Source organism: Pseudomonas sp. 05N432 (genome assembly GCF_056396945.1).
In genome coordinates this window covers 70,929-87,516 of record NZ_JBFTMM010000013.1, presented here as the reverse complement: position 1 = coordinate 87,516, position 16,588 = coordinate 70,929, and the positions used below count along the sequence as shown (strand labels likewise).

The 16,588-nt window shown below is 57.6% G+C and carries 11 protein-coding genes and 1 pseudogene; 9 read left to right on the top strand and 3 right to left on the bottom strand.

What is annotated here, in order from left to right:
• Window positions 1-26 precede the first annotated feature (26 nt).
• From AC1DHT_RS15440 to AC1DHT_RS15430, 3 genes and pseudogenes are all read left to right on the top strand, one after another.
• Window positions 27-233: pseudogene (locus AC1DHT_RS15440) on the top strand (12-oxophytodienoate reductase); the annotation flags it as partial.
• A gap of 78 nt (window positions 234-311) precedes the next feature.
• Complete coding sequence (locus AC1DHT_RS15435; protein ID WP_054597228.1) at window positions 312-938, top strand: TetR/AcrR family transcriptional regulator; 627 nt, start codon at window positions 312-314, stop codon at window positions 936-938.
• A 199-nt stretch (window positions 939-1,137) separates the two neighbouring features.
• Window positions 1,138-2,409: an OmpP1/FadL family transporter gene (locus AC1DHT_RS15430; RefSeq protein WP_427537301.1), complete on the top strand. Its 1,272-nt coding sequence runs from the start codon at window positions 1,138-1,140 to the stop codon at window positions 2,407-2,409.
• Between the two features lie 111 nt (window positions 2,410-2,520).
• Here AC1DHT_RS15430 and AC1DHT_RS15425 read toward each other — a convergent pair whose 3' ends face one another.
• A complete protein-coding gene (locus tag AC1DHT_RS15425; protein ID WP_427537298.1) occupies window positions 2,521-3,306 on the bottom strand; it encodes an SDR family NAD(P)-dependent oxidoreductase in 786 nt (261 codons plus the stop codon).
• A gap of 140 nt (window positions 3,307-3,446) precedes the next feature.
• Window positions 3,447-4,907: an efflux transporter outer membrane subunit gene (locus AC1DHT_RS15420; RefSeq protein WP_427537295.1), complete on the bottom strand. Its 1,461-nt coding sequence runs from the start codon at window positions 4,905-4,907 to the stop codon at window positions 3,447-3,449.
• A 219-nt stretch (window positions 4,908-5,126) separates the two neighbouring features.
• Between AC1DHT_RS15420 and AC1DHT_RS15415 the strand changes: the two genes are divergently transcribed.
• From AC1DHT_RS15415 to fabF, 3 genes are read left to right on the top strand one after another with little or no spacing between them, the layout of a single operon-like run.
• Window positions 5,127-6,236 carry an efflux RND transporter periplasmic adaptor subunit gene (locus AC1DHT_RS15415; protein ID WP_427537292.1) on the top strand — a complete coding sequence of 370 codons (1,110 nt, stop codon included), beginning with the start codon at window positions 5,127-5,129 and terminating at the stop codon, window positions 6,234-6,236.
• A complete protein-coding gene (locus AC1DHT_RS15410; RefSeq protein WP_427537289.1) occupies window positions 6,233-9,382 on the top strand; it encodes an efflux RND transporter permease subunit in 3,150 nt (1,049 codons plus the stop codon). Before AC1DHT_RS15415 ends, AC1DHT_RS15410 begins: the two co-directional genes overlap by 4 nt.
• A 58-nt stretch (window positions 9,383-9,440) precedes the next feature.
• The gene (gene fabF, locus AC1DHT_RS15405) at window positions 9,441-10,733 is read left to right on the top strand and encodes a beta-ketoacyl-ACP synthase II (protein ID WP_427537286.1); all 1,293 of its coding nucleotides are present in this window, start codon (window positions 9,441-9,443) and stop codon (window positions 10,731-10,733) included.
• 16 nt (window positions 10,734-10,749) lie between these two features.
• Here fabF and AC1DHT_RS15400 read toward each other — a convergent pair whose 3' ends face one another.
• Entirely contained in the window at window positions 10,750-11,664 is a 915-nt protein-coding gene (locus AC1DHT_RS15400; protein WP_019690206.1) for a LysR family transcriptional regulator, read from the bottom strand.
• Window positions 11,665-11,931: 267 nt separating this feature from the next.
• On the opposite strand from AC1DHT_RS15400, the gene AC1DHT_RS15395 reads away from it, so the two are divergent.
• From AC1DHT_RS15395 to AC1DHT_RS15385, 3 genes are all read left to right on the top strand, one after another.
• A complete protein-coding gene (locus AC1DHT_RS15395; RefSeq protein WP_427528794.1) occupies window positions 11,932-12,954 on the top strand; it encodes a zinc-dependent alcohol dehydrogenase family protein in 1,023 nt (340 codons plus the stop codon).
• Between the two features lie 598 nt (window positions 12,955-13,552).
• Complete coding sequence (locus AC1DHT_RS15390) at window positions 13,553-15,028, top strand: hypothetical protein (RefSeq protein WP_427540903.1); 1,476 nt, start codon at window positions 13,553-13,555, stop codon at window positions 15,026-15,028.
• A gap of 55 nt (window positions 15,029-15,083) precedes the next feature.
• Window positions 15,084-16,484, top strand: a complete 1,401-nt coding sequence (locus AC1DHT_RS15385; RefSeq protein ID WP_427540906.1) for an aminotransferase-like domain-containing protein — start codon at window positions 15,084-15,086, stop codon at window positions 16,482-16,484.
• Window positions 16,485-16,588 lie beyond the last annotated feature (104 nt).

Below are 16,588 nucleotides of genomic sequence, written 5' to 3'. Positions count from 1 at the left end.
CACAAGTGCGGATGTGCCTGAAACATCGGTTCGCCGAGACCCCTGCATTAATGGAAGACTGGCTGCTACCGTTGGTTGAGGCTGGTGTTGATGTTCTGCATTGCTCGCAGCGACGCTTCTGGGACCCTGAATTTCCCGAAATTGACGGGGAGAACGGACTGAACTGCGTTGCAGTGTGGTCCGGGCATTTACGCGCAGGCTACAGAGTGTCGCTAGGTAATGTAGCGTTAGATTTTTCATGGTCGATTTGTGACTATATATCTTGTCGGTCACAAGTTGTCAGTCCTCGATAGGATGAGTAAGCTGTTCCCATGAATCAGCCATCAATATCTTCAGCTTCACCCAGCCCCCGTGGCCCAGCCGATCACGACATTCGAGACCAGATTGTCGCGGCGGCCAATGAACACTTCAGTCAATACGGCTACGGCAAAACCACGGTTTCCGACCTGGCCAGGGCCATCGGGTTTTCCAAGGCCTACATCTACAAATTTTTTGATTCCAAGCAGGCGATCGGTGAAGCCATCTGCGCAAATTGTCTGGCAGAAATCGTCGCGGCTGTGGAGCAGGCGATCAATATAGAAGACCTGTCGCCGACGGAGCGCTTTCGACGATTGGTCAAAACTGTGATCGCCACAGGTGTGAATCTGTTCTTTAACGACCGAAAACTCTATGACATTGCAGCATTCGCGGCGTCGGAAAGCTGGCCCAGTACGCAGGCTTATGACGCACAGATCAAACGCTTCGTGTTGCAAATTGTGCGGGAGGGGCGAGAGATCGGCGAATTTGAACGCAAGACTCCCCTGGACGAAACAGTAGAGGCGATACATCTGGCTTTGCGGCCTTTCGTCAATCCTTTACTCCTGCAGTACAACCTCGATTATGTCGAGGAGGCGCCCACGCTCACCTCCAACCTCATTTTGCGTAGCCTCATGCCTTGACCTTCGGCTAACGGTTTTACGTCATGCCTGTGTAAGCGACACATCACCAAAACGGCTTTTCACTTTGCCCTTCTTCCAGTCGTCGAAGGGCATTTCATTTATTCGCATTGTGACCGTTGACTGAATTGGTCACATGAATAAATATGGTGAGCCATTGCTTCTACTGCTTCATCTCAGTGATCCCCATAGAGTTCAAACAATGAAAAAAATAGTGCTCAAGAGCCCATTTGGCCTCGCTGTCGTGCTCGCATCTTCAAATGTGTTTGCAAGCGGTTTCGCTCTCAATGAACAAAGCGTCAGCGGGATGGGGGCCGGGTTTGCCGGGCGCTCCTCATCCGCTGAAGATGCGAGCACGGTCTTCGGTAATCCGGCGGGCATGTCTCGATTGAAAAGAGAGCAGGTCAGCGTGGGCGCGGCGACTCTATTCGCGAAGACCGACATAAGCCAAACCCGCAGTACATTCGGAGGCCAGGAAGACGGTGACATGGTGCCAACCACCACAGTGCCTATGGGTTACTACGTCAAACCCATCGATGAGCATTGGGCGTTCGGTGTAGGTTTTTATGTACCTTTCGGTCTGATGACTGACTATGGCAGCGGTTTTGCCGGGCGTTACTACGCCAACAAAAGTGAGGTCACGACGCTTACGTTCCAGCCCACCATCAGCTATGCCTTTAACGACAAAGTTTCGATCGGGTTCGGTCCGACTATCAACCGCATCACCGGTGAGCTGTCCGGAATGGTGCCCAATCCACTGAGCCCAGGTCGCAATGACGGAAAACTCAAAAGCACGGGCGACGACATGGCCCTCGGTTTCAACGCCGGTATCCTGGTGCAGGCTACAGACCAAACTCGCTTGGGCATGACTTACCATTCCAAGGTCAGTTACCACTTGGACGCCAAGACCAAGGTCACTGACGGCATCTTTAGCGTGTTGGGGGTCAGCGGCCGGAGTTATGACGCTTCGCTGGATGTGGATACCCCAGAGTCTGTGGACTTCTCGGTGACTCATCAGCTCAATAATGACTGGACTCTATATTTAGGGAGCACCTGGACACGCTGGAGTCGCTTTAAAGAGTTAACCATCGAGAACACGGGTTTACCCCCTTTGTTGAGCGGCTCGCTGGGCACTATTACCGAAGAACAGAACTGGCATGATACGTGGGCTCACGCTATCGGCACGGCGTACAAATTGAACAGCCAATGGGTACTTCGCGCAGGCTTCTCGGTCGACCAGTCGCCCACCAACAACACCAACCGAGGACCACGTATTCCCACGGGCGACCGGAAGGTTATCAGCTTCGGTGCTGGCTGGACTCCGGCGGACAATGTCACGATCGATGTTGCTTATTCCTACCTATGGGAGGAGAGCGTGCAGATCAACGACGCCTCTGCGAACAGAGGTGCATACAGTGCCAAATTCAAGAACAGTGCGAGCGGGCTCGGTACGTCCGTTAGTTACCGCTTCTAATTGAGTGCTGTTACACGATAAATGTCCTGTCGGGAGCATGCGTTGCCTCCCGACCTTCAAGAACATATCTCGGGCCTTTCCCCTGAGGTAAAAGGCCCCTTTGTCGCCCCCTCAGACTCCCATCACCTGCGCCATAAGGCTCTGATGAAACCGACGAGGCGTGGCCCAAGTCAAGACAGTAATGGCCTTGTTGCCAAAACCCGGCACCACACTCATGCGTCCGGCTTGCAGCGCACGGATTCCTGCACGCACGACGGGTTGAGGCTGCATCATCACCATTTTCAAGGTCGGTGTGATCCGTTGCTTGGCGCTTTCTGCAAATCCGGTATCCGACATTCCTGGGCAAAGAGCGGTAACGACGACGCCGTCATTTTTCAGTTCGCGATGAAGCGCATCAGAGAAGCGAAGAACATAGGCTTTCGCGGCAGAGTAAACGGCGAAATTCTTCACGCCCTGGAAGGACAGCAAGCTGGCGACCATCAGGATGTGCCCACGTTTGCGGGCTCGCATGTCGGCCGCGAAAAGGCGTGTCAGCCCTGTCAGGCTGGCGATATCCAAATCAATCATGGTCAGAGACTCATCCAGAGGCTGATCCAGGAAAGGCCCCTGCAATCCATGACCCGCATTGTTGATGAGCACATCGATCACTATATTGCGTTCGCTGAGTCGCTCATGCAGTTCGATGATCGCCGGGATCGAGGACAGGTCTACTTGTTCGACGATCACATCAATGCCGAAGCGTTCGCGCAACTGCGCCGATAGCGCTTCGAGCTTACTCAGTCTTCTTGCTACCAGAATGAGCGATTTTCCCTGCGCTGCATATTGCCGGGCAAACTCCTCGCCAAATCCGCTTGATGCTCCGGTGATGAGCACCCAGGAATTCTCGTTCGACTTCATTTCGCTGTACTCCGGTTGGTTTCTATTGAGCAATTGGCTACTGACCGCGTCCGTCGGTGAACGAACCCGCGCTCGGATTGGGTAGTAGCTGAAAGAGGAGGGGGAGGTGCGTGCATCAAGTGCTACGTCACCTGGTTAAATCATCGTGTCGCAACAGGCTGGGCTTCAGGAGGCTGCCAGCCACCACCGAGCGCCTTGAATGCCGCGACCGCCGCCCGTGCCGATTCCGTTCGTGCTTGTGCCCGGGCATCGGAAGCCTGCAGCATCGTCTCGTCGGCGTGCAGGACGTCGATCAGGCTGGCAGTGCCTTTCTCATAGGCAATGAATGACGATTGGCGAGCCTGTGTCAGAGACGCCTCTCCCCCAGTGAGGGTGGTTGCTTGAGCTTCCCGATTCACCAGTGAGGAGAGCGCGTTCTCGACATCCTCGGTGGCGCGCAGCACAGACTGACGGTAAGCAGCCAGGGTTTCGGCTTCCTGTCCCTTGGCTTGGTCGATTTGGGCGTTTATGCGACCAAAATCGAAGAGCCTCCAGCGCAATCCCAATACGCCCGCCGACTGGCTGGCGCCGCCAGTAAAAAGGTTGCCTGCGGATACAGCCGTGGCACTGCCCAGCAATGCGCTAAGGGAGAATTTCGGGTAGTACTCGGCAATCGCCTCCCCGATGCGTGCGTTTGAGGCCGCAAGACGGCGCTCAGCCACAATGAGGTCTGGCCTGCGGCGCAGCAAATCGGCCGGCGTTCCCATCGCCTTTAATTGCGGCGCTACAGGAATGCTCCCCGCACTTGCCAGTTGTGTGCGGTGAGTGCCTGGCGGCGTGCCGAGCATGACATCCAGCGCATTCATGGCGGCATCCAGACCGGTCTGCAGGACCGGCACTGTCGCTTGGACCTGCGATAGCGCGCCCTCTGTCTGGCGAACCTGATAGTTGGCGGCGAGCCCCTTGCTGTAGAGCAATTGGACTTTCTCTAGTAGCTCCTGCTGTGTTTTGACTTGTCGGTTCGCAATGTCCAGCCGGGTCTGCAGTCCGCGGACAGTGATGTAGATATCAGCGGTCTGCGCGGCGATGGCCAATCGTGTGGCAGCGACGCCCGCCTGGGAAGCTTGGTACTCGGCCAGAGCAGCCTCGCGTCCGCGGCGCAATCCGCCAAAGACATCTACCTCCCAGCTGGCATCGAGGTTGGCCTCGTAGGAGCTTCCGTACCGATCATAGCCAGGCGTTGAGTTCAACACCTGGCCGAGCGGCGTCTCGATTGACTGGTAGGAGCGCGCGGCCTGTCCGCTGATGTTCCCTGAGGGCAGTAAAGCGGCATTTGCGGCGCCCAGTCCTGCCCGTGCCTGCGTGACTCGCGCCGACGCCTGCGCCAGATCCAGGTTCTGCTCAAGTGCCTTGGAGACGAAGTCGGCTAACAGTGGATCACCAAAGCCTTCCCACCAGGCGACAAGACCGGCCGGCGTCGCCCCAGGCCTCTGTTCGACAGAAGACTGCCCCAGGTAATGGTCCGAAAGTGGGGCGTCCGGACGGTGATAGTCCGGACCGACCGCGCAACCTGTCATCAAGCTGGCACTCACCAAGAGAGCAACGGGACGGAGGGTAGGCATTGAGGTTCCTTCAATTGAGGATGTTTGTGACCATATTACGTTATGGTCACTTTCTGTCAATCGACACTCTTTGGGCTAAGCTCAAGGTTGGCCATCAGCGTGCGGCAATACTAGTACTGAGATTAAGGGGCTCGGTATTTCATAAAAAGTGACCATTGACAGATATGGTCACCAGACTGAGAATATGGCGCCTGTCCTATTTTTTAAGTAAGGGAACTTATGCGCCGGCTTCGACCTGTCCCCATTGCCGCTTGCTTGTTGCCTCTCGTCCTGACGGCGTGTGGCGACTCATCCACCGTTGAAGATCCACGCACGCAGGCCCCTTTGGTGAGGTCTTCTGCGGTTCAGGCTTCGTCCGACGTCTCACGTTCTTTCACGGGTGTCGTGGCTGCTCGCGTCCAGGGCGATCTGGGTTTTCGGGTATCAGGCAAGGTGCTTGAGCGTCTGGTTGACACCGGTCAGACCGTTAAACGTGGGCAGCCACTCATGCGCCTTGACCCAATCGACCTGGGGTTGCAGGCGCGAGCACAGCAAGAGTCAGTCATAGCCGCTCGGGCCCGAGCCAAGCAGACTGCAGATGACGAGGCGCGATATCGCGACCTGGTCGCCGCAGGTGCTGTTTCTGCATCGGCCTATGACCAGATCAAAGCCGCAGCGGATACCGCAAAAGCGCAGCTCAGCGCTGCTGAAGCGCAGGCTGACGTTGCCCGCAATGCTTCTGGTTATGCGGTGCTGTTTGCGGATTCCGACGGCATAGTGGTGGAGACGCTCGCCGAGCCCGGACAAGTTGTCAGCCCGGGACAGCCCGTGGTTCGACTGGCGCGGGCAGGGCAACGCGAAGCCATCGTGCATCTGCCCGAGACGCTACGCCCCACAGCAGGATCCACTGCGCAGGCGACGCTTTATGGCAATACCACGGGTGCAGTTACAGCGAAGCTGAGGCTGCTTTCTGACTCGGCCGACCGTATGACGCGCACCTTCGAGGCGCGGTATGTGCTTGAGGGCGCACTGGCCAATGCACCGCTAGGTTCGACCGTTACACTTCGGATCGCTGAAAGCACCAGGCAAGGGCAGGGGCTGCAAGTACCGATCGCTGCCGTTTATGACCCAGGCCAAGGCACTGGCGTGTGGGTCATCGCCGGTACACCGGCGAAAGTGACTTGGCGATCTGTTCAGGTCCTGGGCTTGAGCGACGACGCAGCGCGAGTCGCAGGCGATCTCAAGGTCGGCGAAAAGATTGTAGCGTTAGGCGCGCATCTGCTGCGCGATGGTGAGGAGGTGAGACTGGCTCAACCGGGTGACGTCAAGGTTGCCGGGAGTCATCCATGAGCGAGGGGCGCTTCAATCTTTCCGCGATCGCCGTTCGTGAGCGCTCCATCACGGTGTTTCTGATCTTCCTGATCGCCGTTGCGGGCATCCTGTCGTTCTTCCAACTGGGGCGTGCGGAAGATCCTCCGTTTACGGTCAAGCAATTGACGGTCATTACCGCGTGGCCGGGCGCCACGGCGCAGGAGATGCAGGATCAGGTAGCAGAGCCACTTGAAAAACGCCTGCAAGAACTGAAATGGTACGACCGCACGGAAACTTACACCCGTCCAGGCCTCGCTTTCACGATGGTGTCACTGCGCGATAGCACGCCGCCCTCGCAAGTGCAGGAGGAGTTCTATCAGGCGCGTAAAAAACTCGACGATGAGGCCCGGAAGCTGCCGGCGGGTGTCATCGGGCCAATGGTCAACGACGAGTTTTCGGACGTGACATTTGCACTGTTCGCCCTGAAAGCCAAAGGCGAACCGCAGCGACTGTTGGTACGTGATGCAGAGTCGTTGCGCCAACAACTGTTGCATGTGCCGGGCGTGAAGAAGGTCAACATTATTGGTGAGCAACCCGAGCGCATCTTTGTTTCCTTTTCCCATGATCGGCTGGCCACCTTGGGCGTATCGCCTCAGGACATCTTTGCCGCGCTGAACAATCAGAACGTGCTCACACCTGCCGGTTCGATCGAAAGCAACGGGCCACAAGTCTTCCTCCGGCTGGATGGCGCCTTCGATAAGGTGCAAAAGATTCGTGACACACCCATTGCGGTTCAGGGGCGGACGCTGAAGCTCTCGGACGTGGCGACGATCGAACGTGGTTATGAAGATCCGGCAACCTTTCTCGTGCGTAATAACGGTGAAGAGGCCTTGTTGCTGGGGATCGTGATGCGTGAGGGCTGGAACGGTCTTGACCTCGGCAAGGCGTTGGACGCGGAGACGGTCAAGATAAATGAAGGCATGCCTTTGGGCATGACGCTCTCCAAGGTCACCGATCAATCTGTAAATATCAGTTCGGCCGTCGGCGAGTTCATGGTCAAGTTTTTCGTCGCGCTGCTTGTGGTGATGCTTGTCTGTTTCCTCAGCATGGGCTGGCGCGTAGGCGTTGTGGTCGCTGCGGCTGTACCGTTGACGTTGGCGGTGGTGTTTGTGGTGATGGCGGCCACTGGAAAGAACTTTGACCGTATCACCCTCGGCTCGTTGATTCTGGCGCTCGGACTGCTGGTGGACGACGCCATCATTGCTATCGAAATGATGGTGGTGAAAATGGAGGAGGGCTACGACCGCATCAAAGCTTCCGCGTATGCCTGGAGTCATACAGCCGCACCGATGCTTTCCGGTACGCTGGTGACGGCTATCGGCTTTATGCCCAACGGCTTCGCGCAGTCGACAGCCGGCGAGTACACCAGCAACATGTTCTGGATCGTGGGCATTGCCCTGATTGCCTCCTGGGTGGTTGCGGTGGCCTTTACCCCGTACCTGGGTGTGAAGATGTTGCCGAACATCAAGAAGGTGGAGGGTGGTCATGCGGCCATCTACAACACCCGAAATTACAACCACTTCCGCCAGGTGTTGACGCGTGTCATCGCTCGCAAATGGCTGGTAGCCGGTACTGTTATCGCAATGTTTGGCGTGGCGATTCTCGGCATGAGCCTGGTCAAGAAGCAGTTCTTCCCTACCTCGGACCGTCCAGAGGTATTGATTGAAGTGCAAATGCCTTATGGAACCTCCATTGAACAGACCAGCGCCACTACCGCCAAGATAGAGGCCTGGCTGCAAAAGCAGGATGAGGCAAAAATCGTCACCGCTTATATCGGGCAAGGCGCGCCGCGTTTCTATCTGGCGATGGCGCCGGAACTCCCCGATCCGTCTTTCGCGAAGATTGTGGTGCTGACGGACAGCCAGGAGGCGCGCGAGGCCCTCAAGTTCCGTCTCCGCGAGGCCGCTGCCGAGGGACTTGCCCCAGAAGCGCGTGTCAGGGTGACTCAGCTTGTGTTTGGTCCGTATTCGCCGTTCCCTGTTGCCTATCGGGTGATGGGGCCTGATCCGTCGAAATTGCGCGAGATCGCGGGCCAGGTACAGGACGTGATGCAATCGAGCTCGATGATGAGAACCGTCAACACTGACTGGGGGCCCCTGACGCCGACGCTGCATTTCGCTCTGGATCAGGATCGCTTGGAGGCGGTGGGGTTGACGTCAAACTCAGTCGCGCAGCAACTGCAGTTCCTGTTGGCCGGAGTACCGATCACCGCAGTTCGTGAGGACATTCGTGCGGTGCAGGTGGTTGGTCGCGCAGCGGGTGATATCCGGCTCGATCCCGCCAAGATAGAAGGTTTTACTCTGGTAGGCACGGCGGGTCAGCGGATTCCGCTGTCTCAGGTGGGAGAGGTCGATGTTCGTATGGAGGACCCGATCCTCCGACGTCGTGATCGCACGCCGACCATCACCGTGCGCGGTGACATTGCCGAAGGCCTGCAGCCACCGGACGTCTCGAGCGTGATCATGAAAGAGCTGCAGCCGGTCATCGACAAGCTGCCTGACGGGTACCGGATCGAGCAGGCGGGTGCAATCGAGGAGTCGGGCAAAGCCGGTAAAGCGATGTTGCCGTTGTTCCCGATCATGATTGCCATGACGCTACTGATCATCATTCTGCAGGTACGTTCGATCTCGGCGATGATCATGGTGTTCCTCACCTCGCCACTGGGGTTGATTGGTGTGGTGCCGACACTGCTTATCTTCCAGCAGCCGTTTGGTATCAACGCTCTGGTAGGTTTAATCGCCCTTTCAGGCATTTTGATGCGCAATACGCTGATTCTGATTGGCCAAATCCATCACAACGCGCAAGAAGGGCTGGATCCGTTTCACGCGGTGGTCGAAGCCACGGTCCAACGTGCCCGCCCGGTACTGCTGACAGCGCTGGCGGCAATCCTGGCGTTCATTCCCCTGACACACTCCGTCTTCTGGGGGACGCTGGCCTACACGTTGATCGGAGGTACGTTCATCGGAACCATCATGACGCTGGTGTTCCTGCCAGCGATGTACTCCATCTGGTTCAAGATCCGTCCTGACAATACGGATCAACCTGAACCAGCGAAAAGGCAAGCAAGCCTAGTGGACAGGACGCCACCCCGTCCTCTCGCCACTCACCTCACCACAAAGCTTTAGCCGTACGCCATAGCTTGCTGTTTTTATTGGGTGTCGACTGAAAAATGAAGAGGGTTCAATGTTTAATCTCGAAAGTCAGAAGCGAATCGTAGTCACGGGCGCCGGAATTGTCGGACCTCTGGGATGCGGAGTAGAAGAAGTCTGGAAGAGATTGCTGGCCGGACGTTCTGGCATCCGTAGCCTGCCCGACGATATTACTGAGGGTACGGGCGTTGCAGTAGGCGGCCAGGTGCCGTCTTTAGAAGATGATGCCATCGCGGGTTACGACCCGGAGCGCATTATCTCGGCCAAGGATCGCAAGAAGATGGATCGCTTCATCGAGTTTGCGCTTGTGGCCGCGCACGAAGCTCTGGAGCAGGCCGGCTGGCATCCGACGGATGTCGCAGACCAGGAGCGTACCGCTACGATCATTGCATCGGGCGTAGGTGGTTTTGGCGCGATTGCCGACGCTGTACGTACCACCGACGCGCGTGGCCCTCGCAGATTGTCGCCGTTCACTGCACCGTCATTTCTCGCCAATATGGCGGCCGGGCACGTTTCCATTCGGCATGGTTTCAAAGGGCCGCTCGGGGCGCCCATAACGGCCTGTGCTGCAGGGGTGCAGGCTATCGGCGATGCGGCCAGGCTCATCAGAAGTGGCGAGGCGGACATCGCCATATGCGGCGGTACCGAAGCAGCGATAGACCGTGTGACTCTGGGGTGTTTTGCTGCGGCCCGCGCACTATCCACTGGTTTTGCCCAGCGTCCGCAGGAGGCATCACGTCCCTTTGATCGCGATCGTGACGGCTTCGTAATGTCTGAGGGGGCCGGGTTGCTTGTAATCGAATCGCTGGAGCATGCCCTCTCACGTGGAGCCAAACCCTTGGCGGAACTGGTCGGCTATGGCACCAGCGCCGATGCCTATCACCTGACGGCAGGTCCGGAAGATGGCAGCGGCGCACGGCGCGCCATGGAGCAAGCACTGCGCCAGGCCGCTGTCAGTCCTGCGGACGTGCAGCATATCAACGCGCACGCGACCTCCACTCCGGTTGGCGATAAAGGGGAACTGGCGGCAATTCGCTCGTTGTTCGGGAGTGACTCCGGCGTGGCGATCACTTCGACCAAGTCCGCCACCGGGCATCTTCTGGGAGCGGCCGGTGGTATTGAAGCCATCTTCACCGTACTGGCGCTTCGTGACCAGGTCGTGCCCCCCACGTTGAATCTGGTTCATCCCGATGAGGCGGCCGTCGGGCTCGATCTGGTCGGCCTGAAGTCCCGGAAGACGTTGATAAGGCACGCGCTCTCAAATGGGTTCGGGTTTGGTGGTGTTAACGCCAGCGTCCTGTTCCGCCGCTGGGAGCCTGAATTTTGAGCCTGGCGGGGGGTTGTTACAAACTATCAGGATCCCCGAAAAACATCTGAATCCGCGATCTTAACCAGCGCTCACCCGGATCGTTATCCTGCGAGCCGCGCCAGGCCATGTGCAGCTCGAAGGTTCGCGTCGGCAGCGGCGGGTCTTCGGCGCGTACGCCACCGGCGGCAGTCAGTGCATCGGCGGTGTAGTCCGGCACGGTGGCGAGAATATCGGTGCCGGCCAACAGCGTCCCCAAACCATTGAACTGCGGAACCGCGAGCACCACATGACGCTTGCGCCCGAGTTTTTCCAGTTCTTCATCGATGAAACCGCTGAGGTCGCCGGCAAAGGACACCAGGGCATGGGGGCGAGCGCAGAAGTCGTCCAGGCTCAAGGCGCCAGGTACCGAGTCGGCGCGCAGCAGTTTCGGCATGCTGCGTCGCAGGACTTTGCGTTTGGCGTTGGCCGGCAGATCGGTGGTGTAGCTGACGCCAATCGAGATTTCGCCTGATGCCAACAAGCTCGGCATCAATAGATAGTTGACGCGTCGCACCACCAGCACGATACCGGGCGCCTCCGCACGCAGGCGCTTCAACAGCATCGGCAGCAGGGCGAACTCGACATCATCCGAGAGGCCGATGCGAAACACCGCGGTGCTGGTGGCCGGGTCGAATTCAGCGGCGCGACTGACAGCGGTCGAAATCGAATCCAGCGCGGGAGAGAGCAGGGCGAAGATCTCCACTGCCCGGGCCGAAGGCTCCATGCTGCGGCCGGTACGCACGAACAGCGGGTCGTCGAACAGACTGCGCAGGCGTGATAACGCCGCACTGATGGCCGGTTGGCCGAGAAACAGCTTTTCCGCTGCGCGGGTCACGCTGCGTTCATGCATGAGGGTTTCGAACACGATCAACAGGTTCAGGTCGACACGACGCAGGTCATTACGATTCATCTGGAGTCCTGGCAGAGTCAGTAAACTTGACGAGAGCGGCCATATGAGAACAATGGCCGGCATGAATCTTACGGGGAAAGGCTGTTACTCTGCACCGAGTAATTCATTTTTCCCACAATGCTGGTTCGGTTTTCTACGTTGATTGACGTATTGCCGGGGCTGCGGAATCAATGACAGGCATGTCGACTATTAATAGCCACTGATGGTCTTGGTCAGAAAGCCCGGATAGAGTTCAGGGCATTAGAGGTTAATTTGACGAGGTTTGCGATGTCCCGCACGATCCGTTTTCACAAGTTTGGTCCTGCCGAGGTGCTCAAATGCGAAGAGCATGCGGCAGCTCTGCCAGCGCCGGGCGAAGTGCAGGTGCGTGTCGAAGCGATCGGCATCAGTTGGTATGACATCCTCTGGCGCCAGAACCTGGCATCTTCCCATGCCCGGTTGCCATCGGGCCTTGGTCATGAAATGGCCGGCGTGGTCACTGCCGTCGGCGAAGGTGTGGATGATCTGGCGGTGGGTGACAAGGTCGCCAGCTTCCCGGCAGAAAGTCCCAATGACTATCCCGTCTACGGCGAGCAGATCGTACTGCCGCGTTCGGCGTTGACGCGTTATCCGGATGTGCTCAGTCCGGTCGAAGCCGCTGTGCATTACACGCCGCTGTTGGTTGCCTACTTTGCTTACGCCGATCTGGCACGGGTCAAGCCTGGCCAGTTTGCCCTGGTCACCGATGCGAGCCATTGTGCCGGCCCGTCCTTCGTGCAACTGGGCAAGGCCTTGGGTGTGCGGGTCATTGCCGCGACCAAAACGGCCAGCGAGCGCGAGTACCTGTTATCCCTGGGTGCCGAGACGGTGATCGTGACTGAAGAGCAGGATCTGCTCATGCAGATCAACAAGCTCACCGACAACCGCGGTGTCGACGTGGTATTCGATGGCCTCGGCGGTCCGCAGATGTCGATGCTCGGTGACGTGCTGGCGCCTCGTGGCAGCCTGGTGCTGTATGGCCTGCAAGGCGGTAACCAGACGCCGTTCCCGGCCTGTGCAGCGTTCCAGAAAAACATTCAGTTCTTCGTGCACTGCATCGGCAACTTCACCGGCAAACCGGAACTCGGGATCATTCAGGACCAGGTCGCACTGCAACGGGCGCTGCGCGATATCAACCAGTTGACGGCTGACCGGGTACTGCTACCACTCAAGACCCGGGTCTTCCCGTTTAGCGAGTTTGTCCAGGCGCACCGTTACATGGATGAGTGTCCGTGTCGCGAGCGAGTGGCGCTTCAAGTAGAACCTGCATGACGCTTGCGCAAGAGTCCGTGTTTACGGACTCTTGCGTTTTTGTTGTACGGGCACACCTTTCATCCCCCTTCGTCATCTGCCGGTTCAGCAACTGAACTGGTTTTTGCTTCTGATCTGTATCTTCTAATCATCATATAAGCCCTGATAATTGAATGATTAAATTCATCTCAAGGAATGAGTCATGGCTGGGCATCTTTTTTTAATGGGTTCTGCTTTTGGTGCTATGTATACGGACCATTGCTCACCTGCGCTTCGCGTTGAAACGCGGCAAGTAAGCGGTTCGCTTGTTAGTTATGGAAGTATTGCCTTGTTCTGGTTTCCTTATTTCTCGTGCTCATTGTCTGTGGGACGTTGTCGGAAAAGTCCTAGGCCGCCCATCCGGTCCGTCGGAGCTCGTGGGCTCGGGGGTTGTGGGCGATTGGCTCGGTCGTGAACGTTATTTCTATAACAATCGTTTCAAATAGTTACCACAACCAAAGTGTTAGCATTTGAAAGCAGATACTCACGATAAGCCGTTATCAGCCAGCATCGATCGCAGGTCGTGCAAGCAAATGATTGCTTGTGCGATGCCGACTTTTTGAATATCAGGTAAATGACAATGAGCACAACTCATGATCAAGCGATGAACTATGTCTATCAGCAAGTTTTGCAGCGGTTGCTGAGTTTCTTTTCTCGTGCGGAACGTACTGCATTGCAGCTGTTGATCCAGCGTCTGTTGGTGGCGGCGGGGGGAATGGAGAGAATCGGTACTTACAAGGTGCTGATGATGCACTCGGGAACGCGCGACAGTTGCTACACATTGGCATTCCTGCGTGCCGCGCAATTGAGTATCGCGGGCAGGGCGCCAGCGACCTTCCAGTTGCGTGTCGCCACGCTACGGCTGGGCGGGACGACGCCGACGATCATGGAGAATATTCATAGCAGCTACGGCGCCCTGTTTGTCTACGACGATCCTCGGGTCGAGGTGGTGATGGTCGATAACCGCGAGGTGTTGCCCTTCAGCCATCTGATGCCGATGTCCGAGGCTGGTCGCGATTTGAATCGCACCAACATGCTGATGCTCGGCCATTTGCGAGGGGCTGACGGGGTGTTTGAAGCGTGTAGCGACGGCTATCTGGCGACAGGCGAGTTCTACTCGCAGATGGCCCGATGGGAGGGCGGTGTCGATGCGTTGATCAGCGGTGAAACCGTACGTCAGCAAAAGCAGTTTTTGGCCGGCCTGATGCACGAGGCGCAAAAGGCCGGCCTGCCGGCAATCACTCATCCGGCCTTCGGTTATGAAGGATTGTTTTTAACGCTCGATCAATTGGGCGGCGATTGTTATCGCAAGCTTTATGCGGGCCATGAAACGGTCGAGTGGCGGCCACGCGAGAGTTTTGAGGCGCGACGCGGCGCAGACTACATCGATATCCAGGACCTGGTGACCGGCAACATGGAGGAGCGCTGGCCATTGCTGACCGACTTTCTCGGGCTGCAACCGGATGAAATTGACGTTCACCTGCGCGAAAACGAATTCGCCAGTCCTTTGCTCTCGGCCCATTTGCGGGGCTTGCAAGCCTGCTTCGTGAATGACCTGGCCTACGAAAGCGGATTCAGCGAGTACATACAACGGGCGTTGTTGAAGATGCGTAAACGACGTCTGCCCGAGCGGCTTTGCGAGCAGGTGTTGGAGGTCTACGGCAATCCGCAGGCAATGGCCGAGCTTCGGACCCTGGCGTCGGCCGAGGCTCAGCAAACACTGGGGCTCAATGAAACACAGCAGCTGTGCCTGCTGTTCGCCCCCTTTGTCGATGCCGGTGCCGGGCTCGAGCATTTTTTGCGCCGCTGCCATCCCGGCATGTTAGTGGCGATACCCGAACTGCACAAAGCAATGCAGGGCAATGCCGCTCCTGAGCAAGTCATGCAATGGATGATCGACGTCAGCGGCCTGTCGGTCAGCCTGATCTGCAGGCTCTACGGCATGCGTTCGGTGTCCGGGATCGGGCTCGAAGCGGGGGATTCGGGCTTGAGTGCCGCAGGCACCGGAGAGTGTGAGGTGGATGACGCGCTGAGTGAATGGTCAGCGAGACGTTGAAGGAGTCCGGTTTGACCGATTCAAAAAACACCTGCACAGCGATTGGCCAGTGTTCATGAAGGGGCAAAGGGAAACAGATTTTGCTTACCAGGCCGTGTACCGATACCTGACCAGCCTGATCAATGAAATGGCGACTGAAGCACCGATCAAGCTGCCTTCTCTAAGGCAGCTGGCAGACCGGTTGAACGTGTCGATTTCAACTATTCAGTACGCCTATTCGCTGCTGGAGAAAGAAGGGCGGGTGTATTCGGTGGCAAAGTCCGGTTACTACGCGTTGCCGGTGTCCTTGAACATGTCGTTCAGCAGCGGTAACGATCTGCTTGAAACGGTCTATGTCAGCGCAAGGCGCCCGGGAATGCTGGTCTTGAGTATCGACGAGCCCGCGCTTCTGCAGTCGCTGGACAGTCCATTGTTGCTGCTGGAGCGAGAACTGGTGCGCCAGTATCCGCGTCAACCGCAGCTTCACTCGCAGCCGTGTGGCGAGCTGGAGTTACGCACCGCGTTGGCGGCACGCTACACCACTTCACCGGCACGCTGCTGGCACGCCGATGATGTTTACATCGGTGCCGACTGGCGGGGTGTGCTGGAAATACTGATCGCCGTGCTCGAACTCAAGGATGCGACCGTGCTGGTCGAATCGCCCTGCGACTGGGCCATTTTGCGCTTGTTCCAGACCGCTGGCGTGCAGGTGATCGAGTTGCCGATAGACAGCAACGGCTGCCTTGACCTTGAGTTGCTCGAGCATTTGCTCCGGACCGAGGCGGTTCGCCTGGTGGTGCTGTCGTCGGGCGTGAGCATGCCGCGCGGCAGCCTGATGCCGTCGGACAACCGGCAATCCACCGCCGAACTGTTGGAACAACACGGCAGTTGGGTACTGGAAAACGACGTGTACGGCGAACTCGCTCATGAGCCGAATGAAAGTCGTTTTCGCGATGTGCTCGATCCTGATCGCCTGATCGTGTTTTCCACCTTCGAAAAGCTCATGGGGCCTGAGGCACCTTACGGGTATCTGCTTTCACGGCATTTGAGCGTGGAGCTGCAGCGGCATTTTTTGCTGCGCTCGTTTCGCCTGTCGCCGATTCGTCAGAAAGCCATCGCACGCTTGTACAGCAGCGGCCGTATCGACCAGCACTTGCTGGTGCTGCGCCGGCTGTTGAAAGAGCGCAAGAGCCGAATGATCCAGATGCTGCAGGACCGTCTGAGCGATTCGCTGGAGTTTGTCGAGCCGGCGGGCGGGGCGACCATCTGGGCGCGCTCGTTACGGCCGGTCGATGTGCGTCGGGTCTTCCAGCGCATGCTCAAGCAACAGGTGGTGATTGCCCCCGGTGAATTGTTCAGCTTGCATGGGCTGCATTCGCAGAACGTCAGGCTCAGCCACACATTCAGCGGGCAGCACGACCTGGAGGCTGCATTGACGATGCTGGCGGATGCGTTGAGGCTTGAACTCATCGATTGACCGGGCGTCAATATACCCAGCTGACGTCTGGATAGATTTTGTCTGGATAGATATCGTCGCTCTCTGGTCCAACTGCCAGTAAACTGCCTCCCCATTCCTGAACC

Coding starts and splice junctions, on each gene's coding strand:
- AC1DHT_RS15435 (WP_054597228.1), top strand. CDS start 312: ATGAATCAGCCATCAATATCTTCAGCTTCACCCAGCCCCCGTGGCCCA.
- AC1DHT_RS15430 (WP_427537301.1), top strand. CDS start 1,138: ATGAAAAAAATAGTGCTCAAGAGCCCATTTGGCCTCGCTGTCGTGCTC.
- AC1DHT_RS15425 (WP_427537298.1), bottom strand. CDS start 3,306: ATGAAGTCGAACGAGAATTCCTGGGTGCTCATCACCGGAGCATCAAGC.
- AC1DHT_RS15420 (WP_427537295.1), bottom strand. CDS start 4,907: ATGCCTACCCTCCGTCCCGTTGCTCTCTTGGTGAGTGCCAGCTTGATG.
- AC1DHT_RS15415 (WP_427537292.1), top strand. CDS start 5,127: ATGCGCCGGCTTCGACCTGTCCCCATTGCCGCTTGCTTGTTGCCTCTC.
- AC1DHT_RS15410 (WP_427537289.1), top strand. CDS start 6,233: ATGAGCGAGGGGCGCTTCAATCTTTCCGCGATCGCCGTTCGTGAGCGC.
- fabF (WP_427537286.1), top strand. CDS start 9,441: ATGTTTAATCTCGAAAGTCAGAAGCGAATCGTAGTCACGGGCGCCGGA.
- AC1DHT_RS15400 (WP_019690206.1), bottom strand. CDS start 11,664: ATGAATCGTAATGACCTGCGTCGTGTCGACCTGAACCTGTTGATCGTG.
- AC1DHT_RS15395 (WP_427528794.1), top strand. CDS start 11,932: ATGTCCCGCACGATCCGTTTTCACAAGTTTGGTCCTGCCGAGGTGCTC.
- AC1DHT_RS15390 (WP_427540903.1), top strand. CDS start 13,553: ATGAGCACAACTCATGATCAAGCGATGAACTATGTCTATCAGCAAGTT.
- AC1DHT_RS15385 (WP_427540906.1), top strand. CDS start 15,084: ATGAAGGGGCAAAGGGAAACAGATTTTGCTTACCAGGCCGTGTACCGA.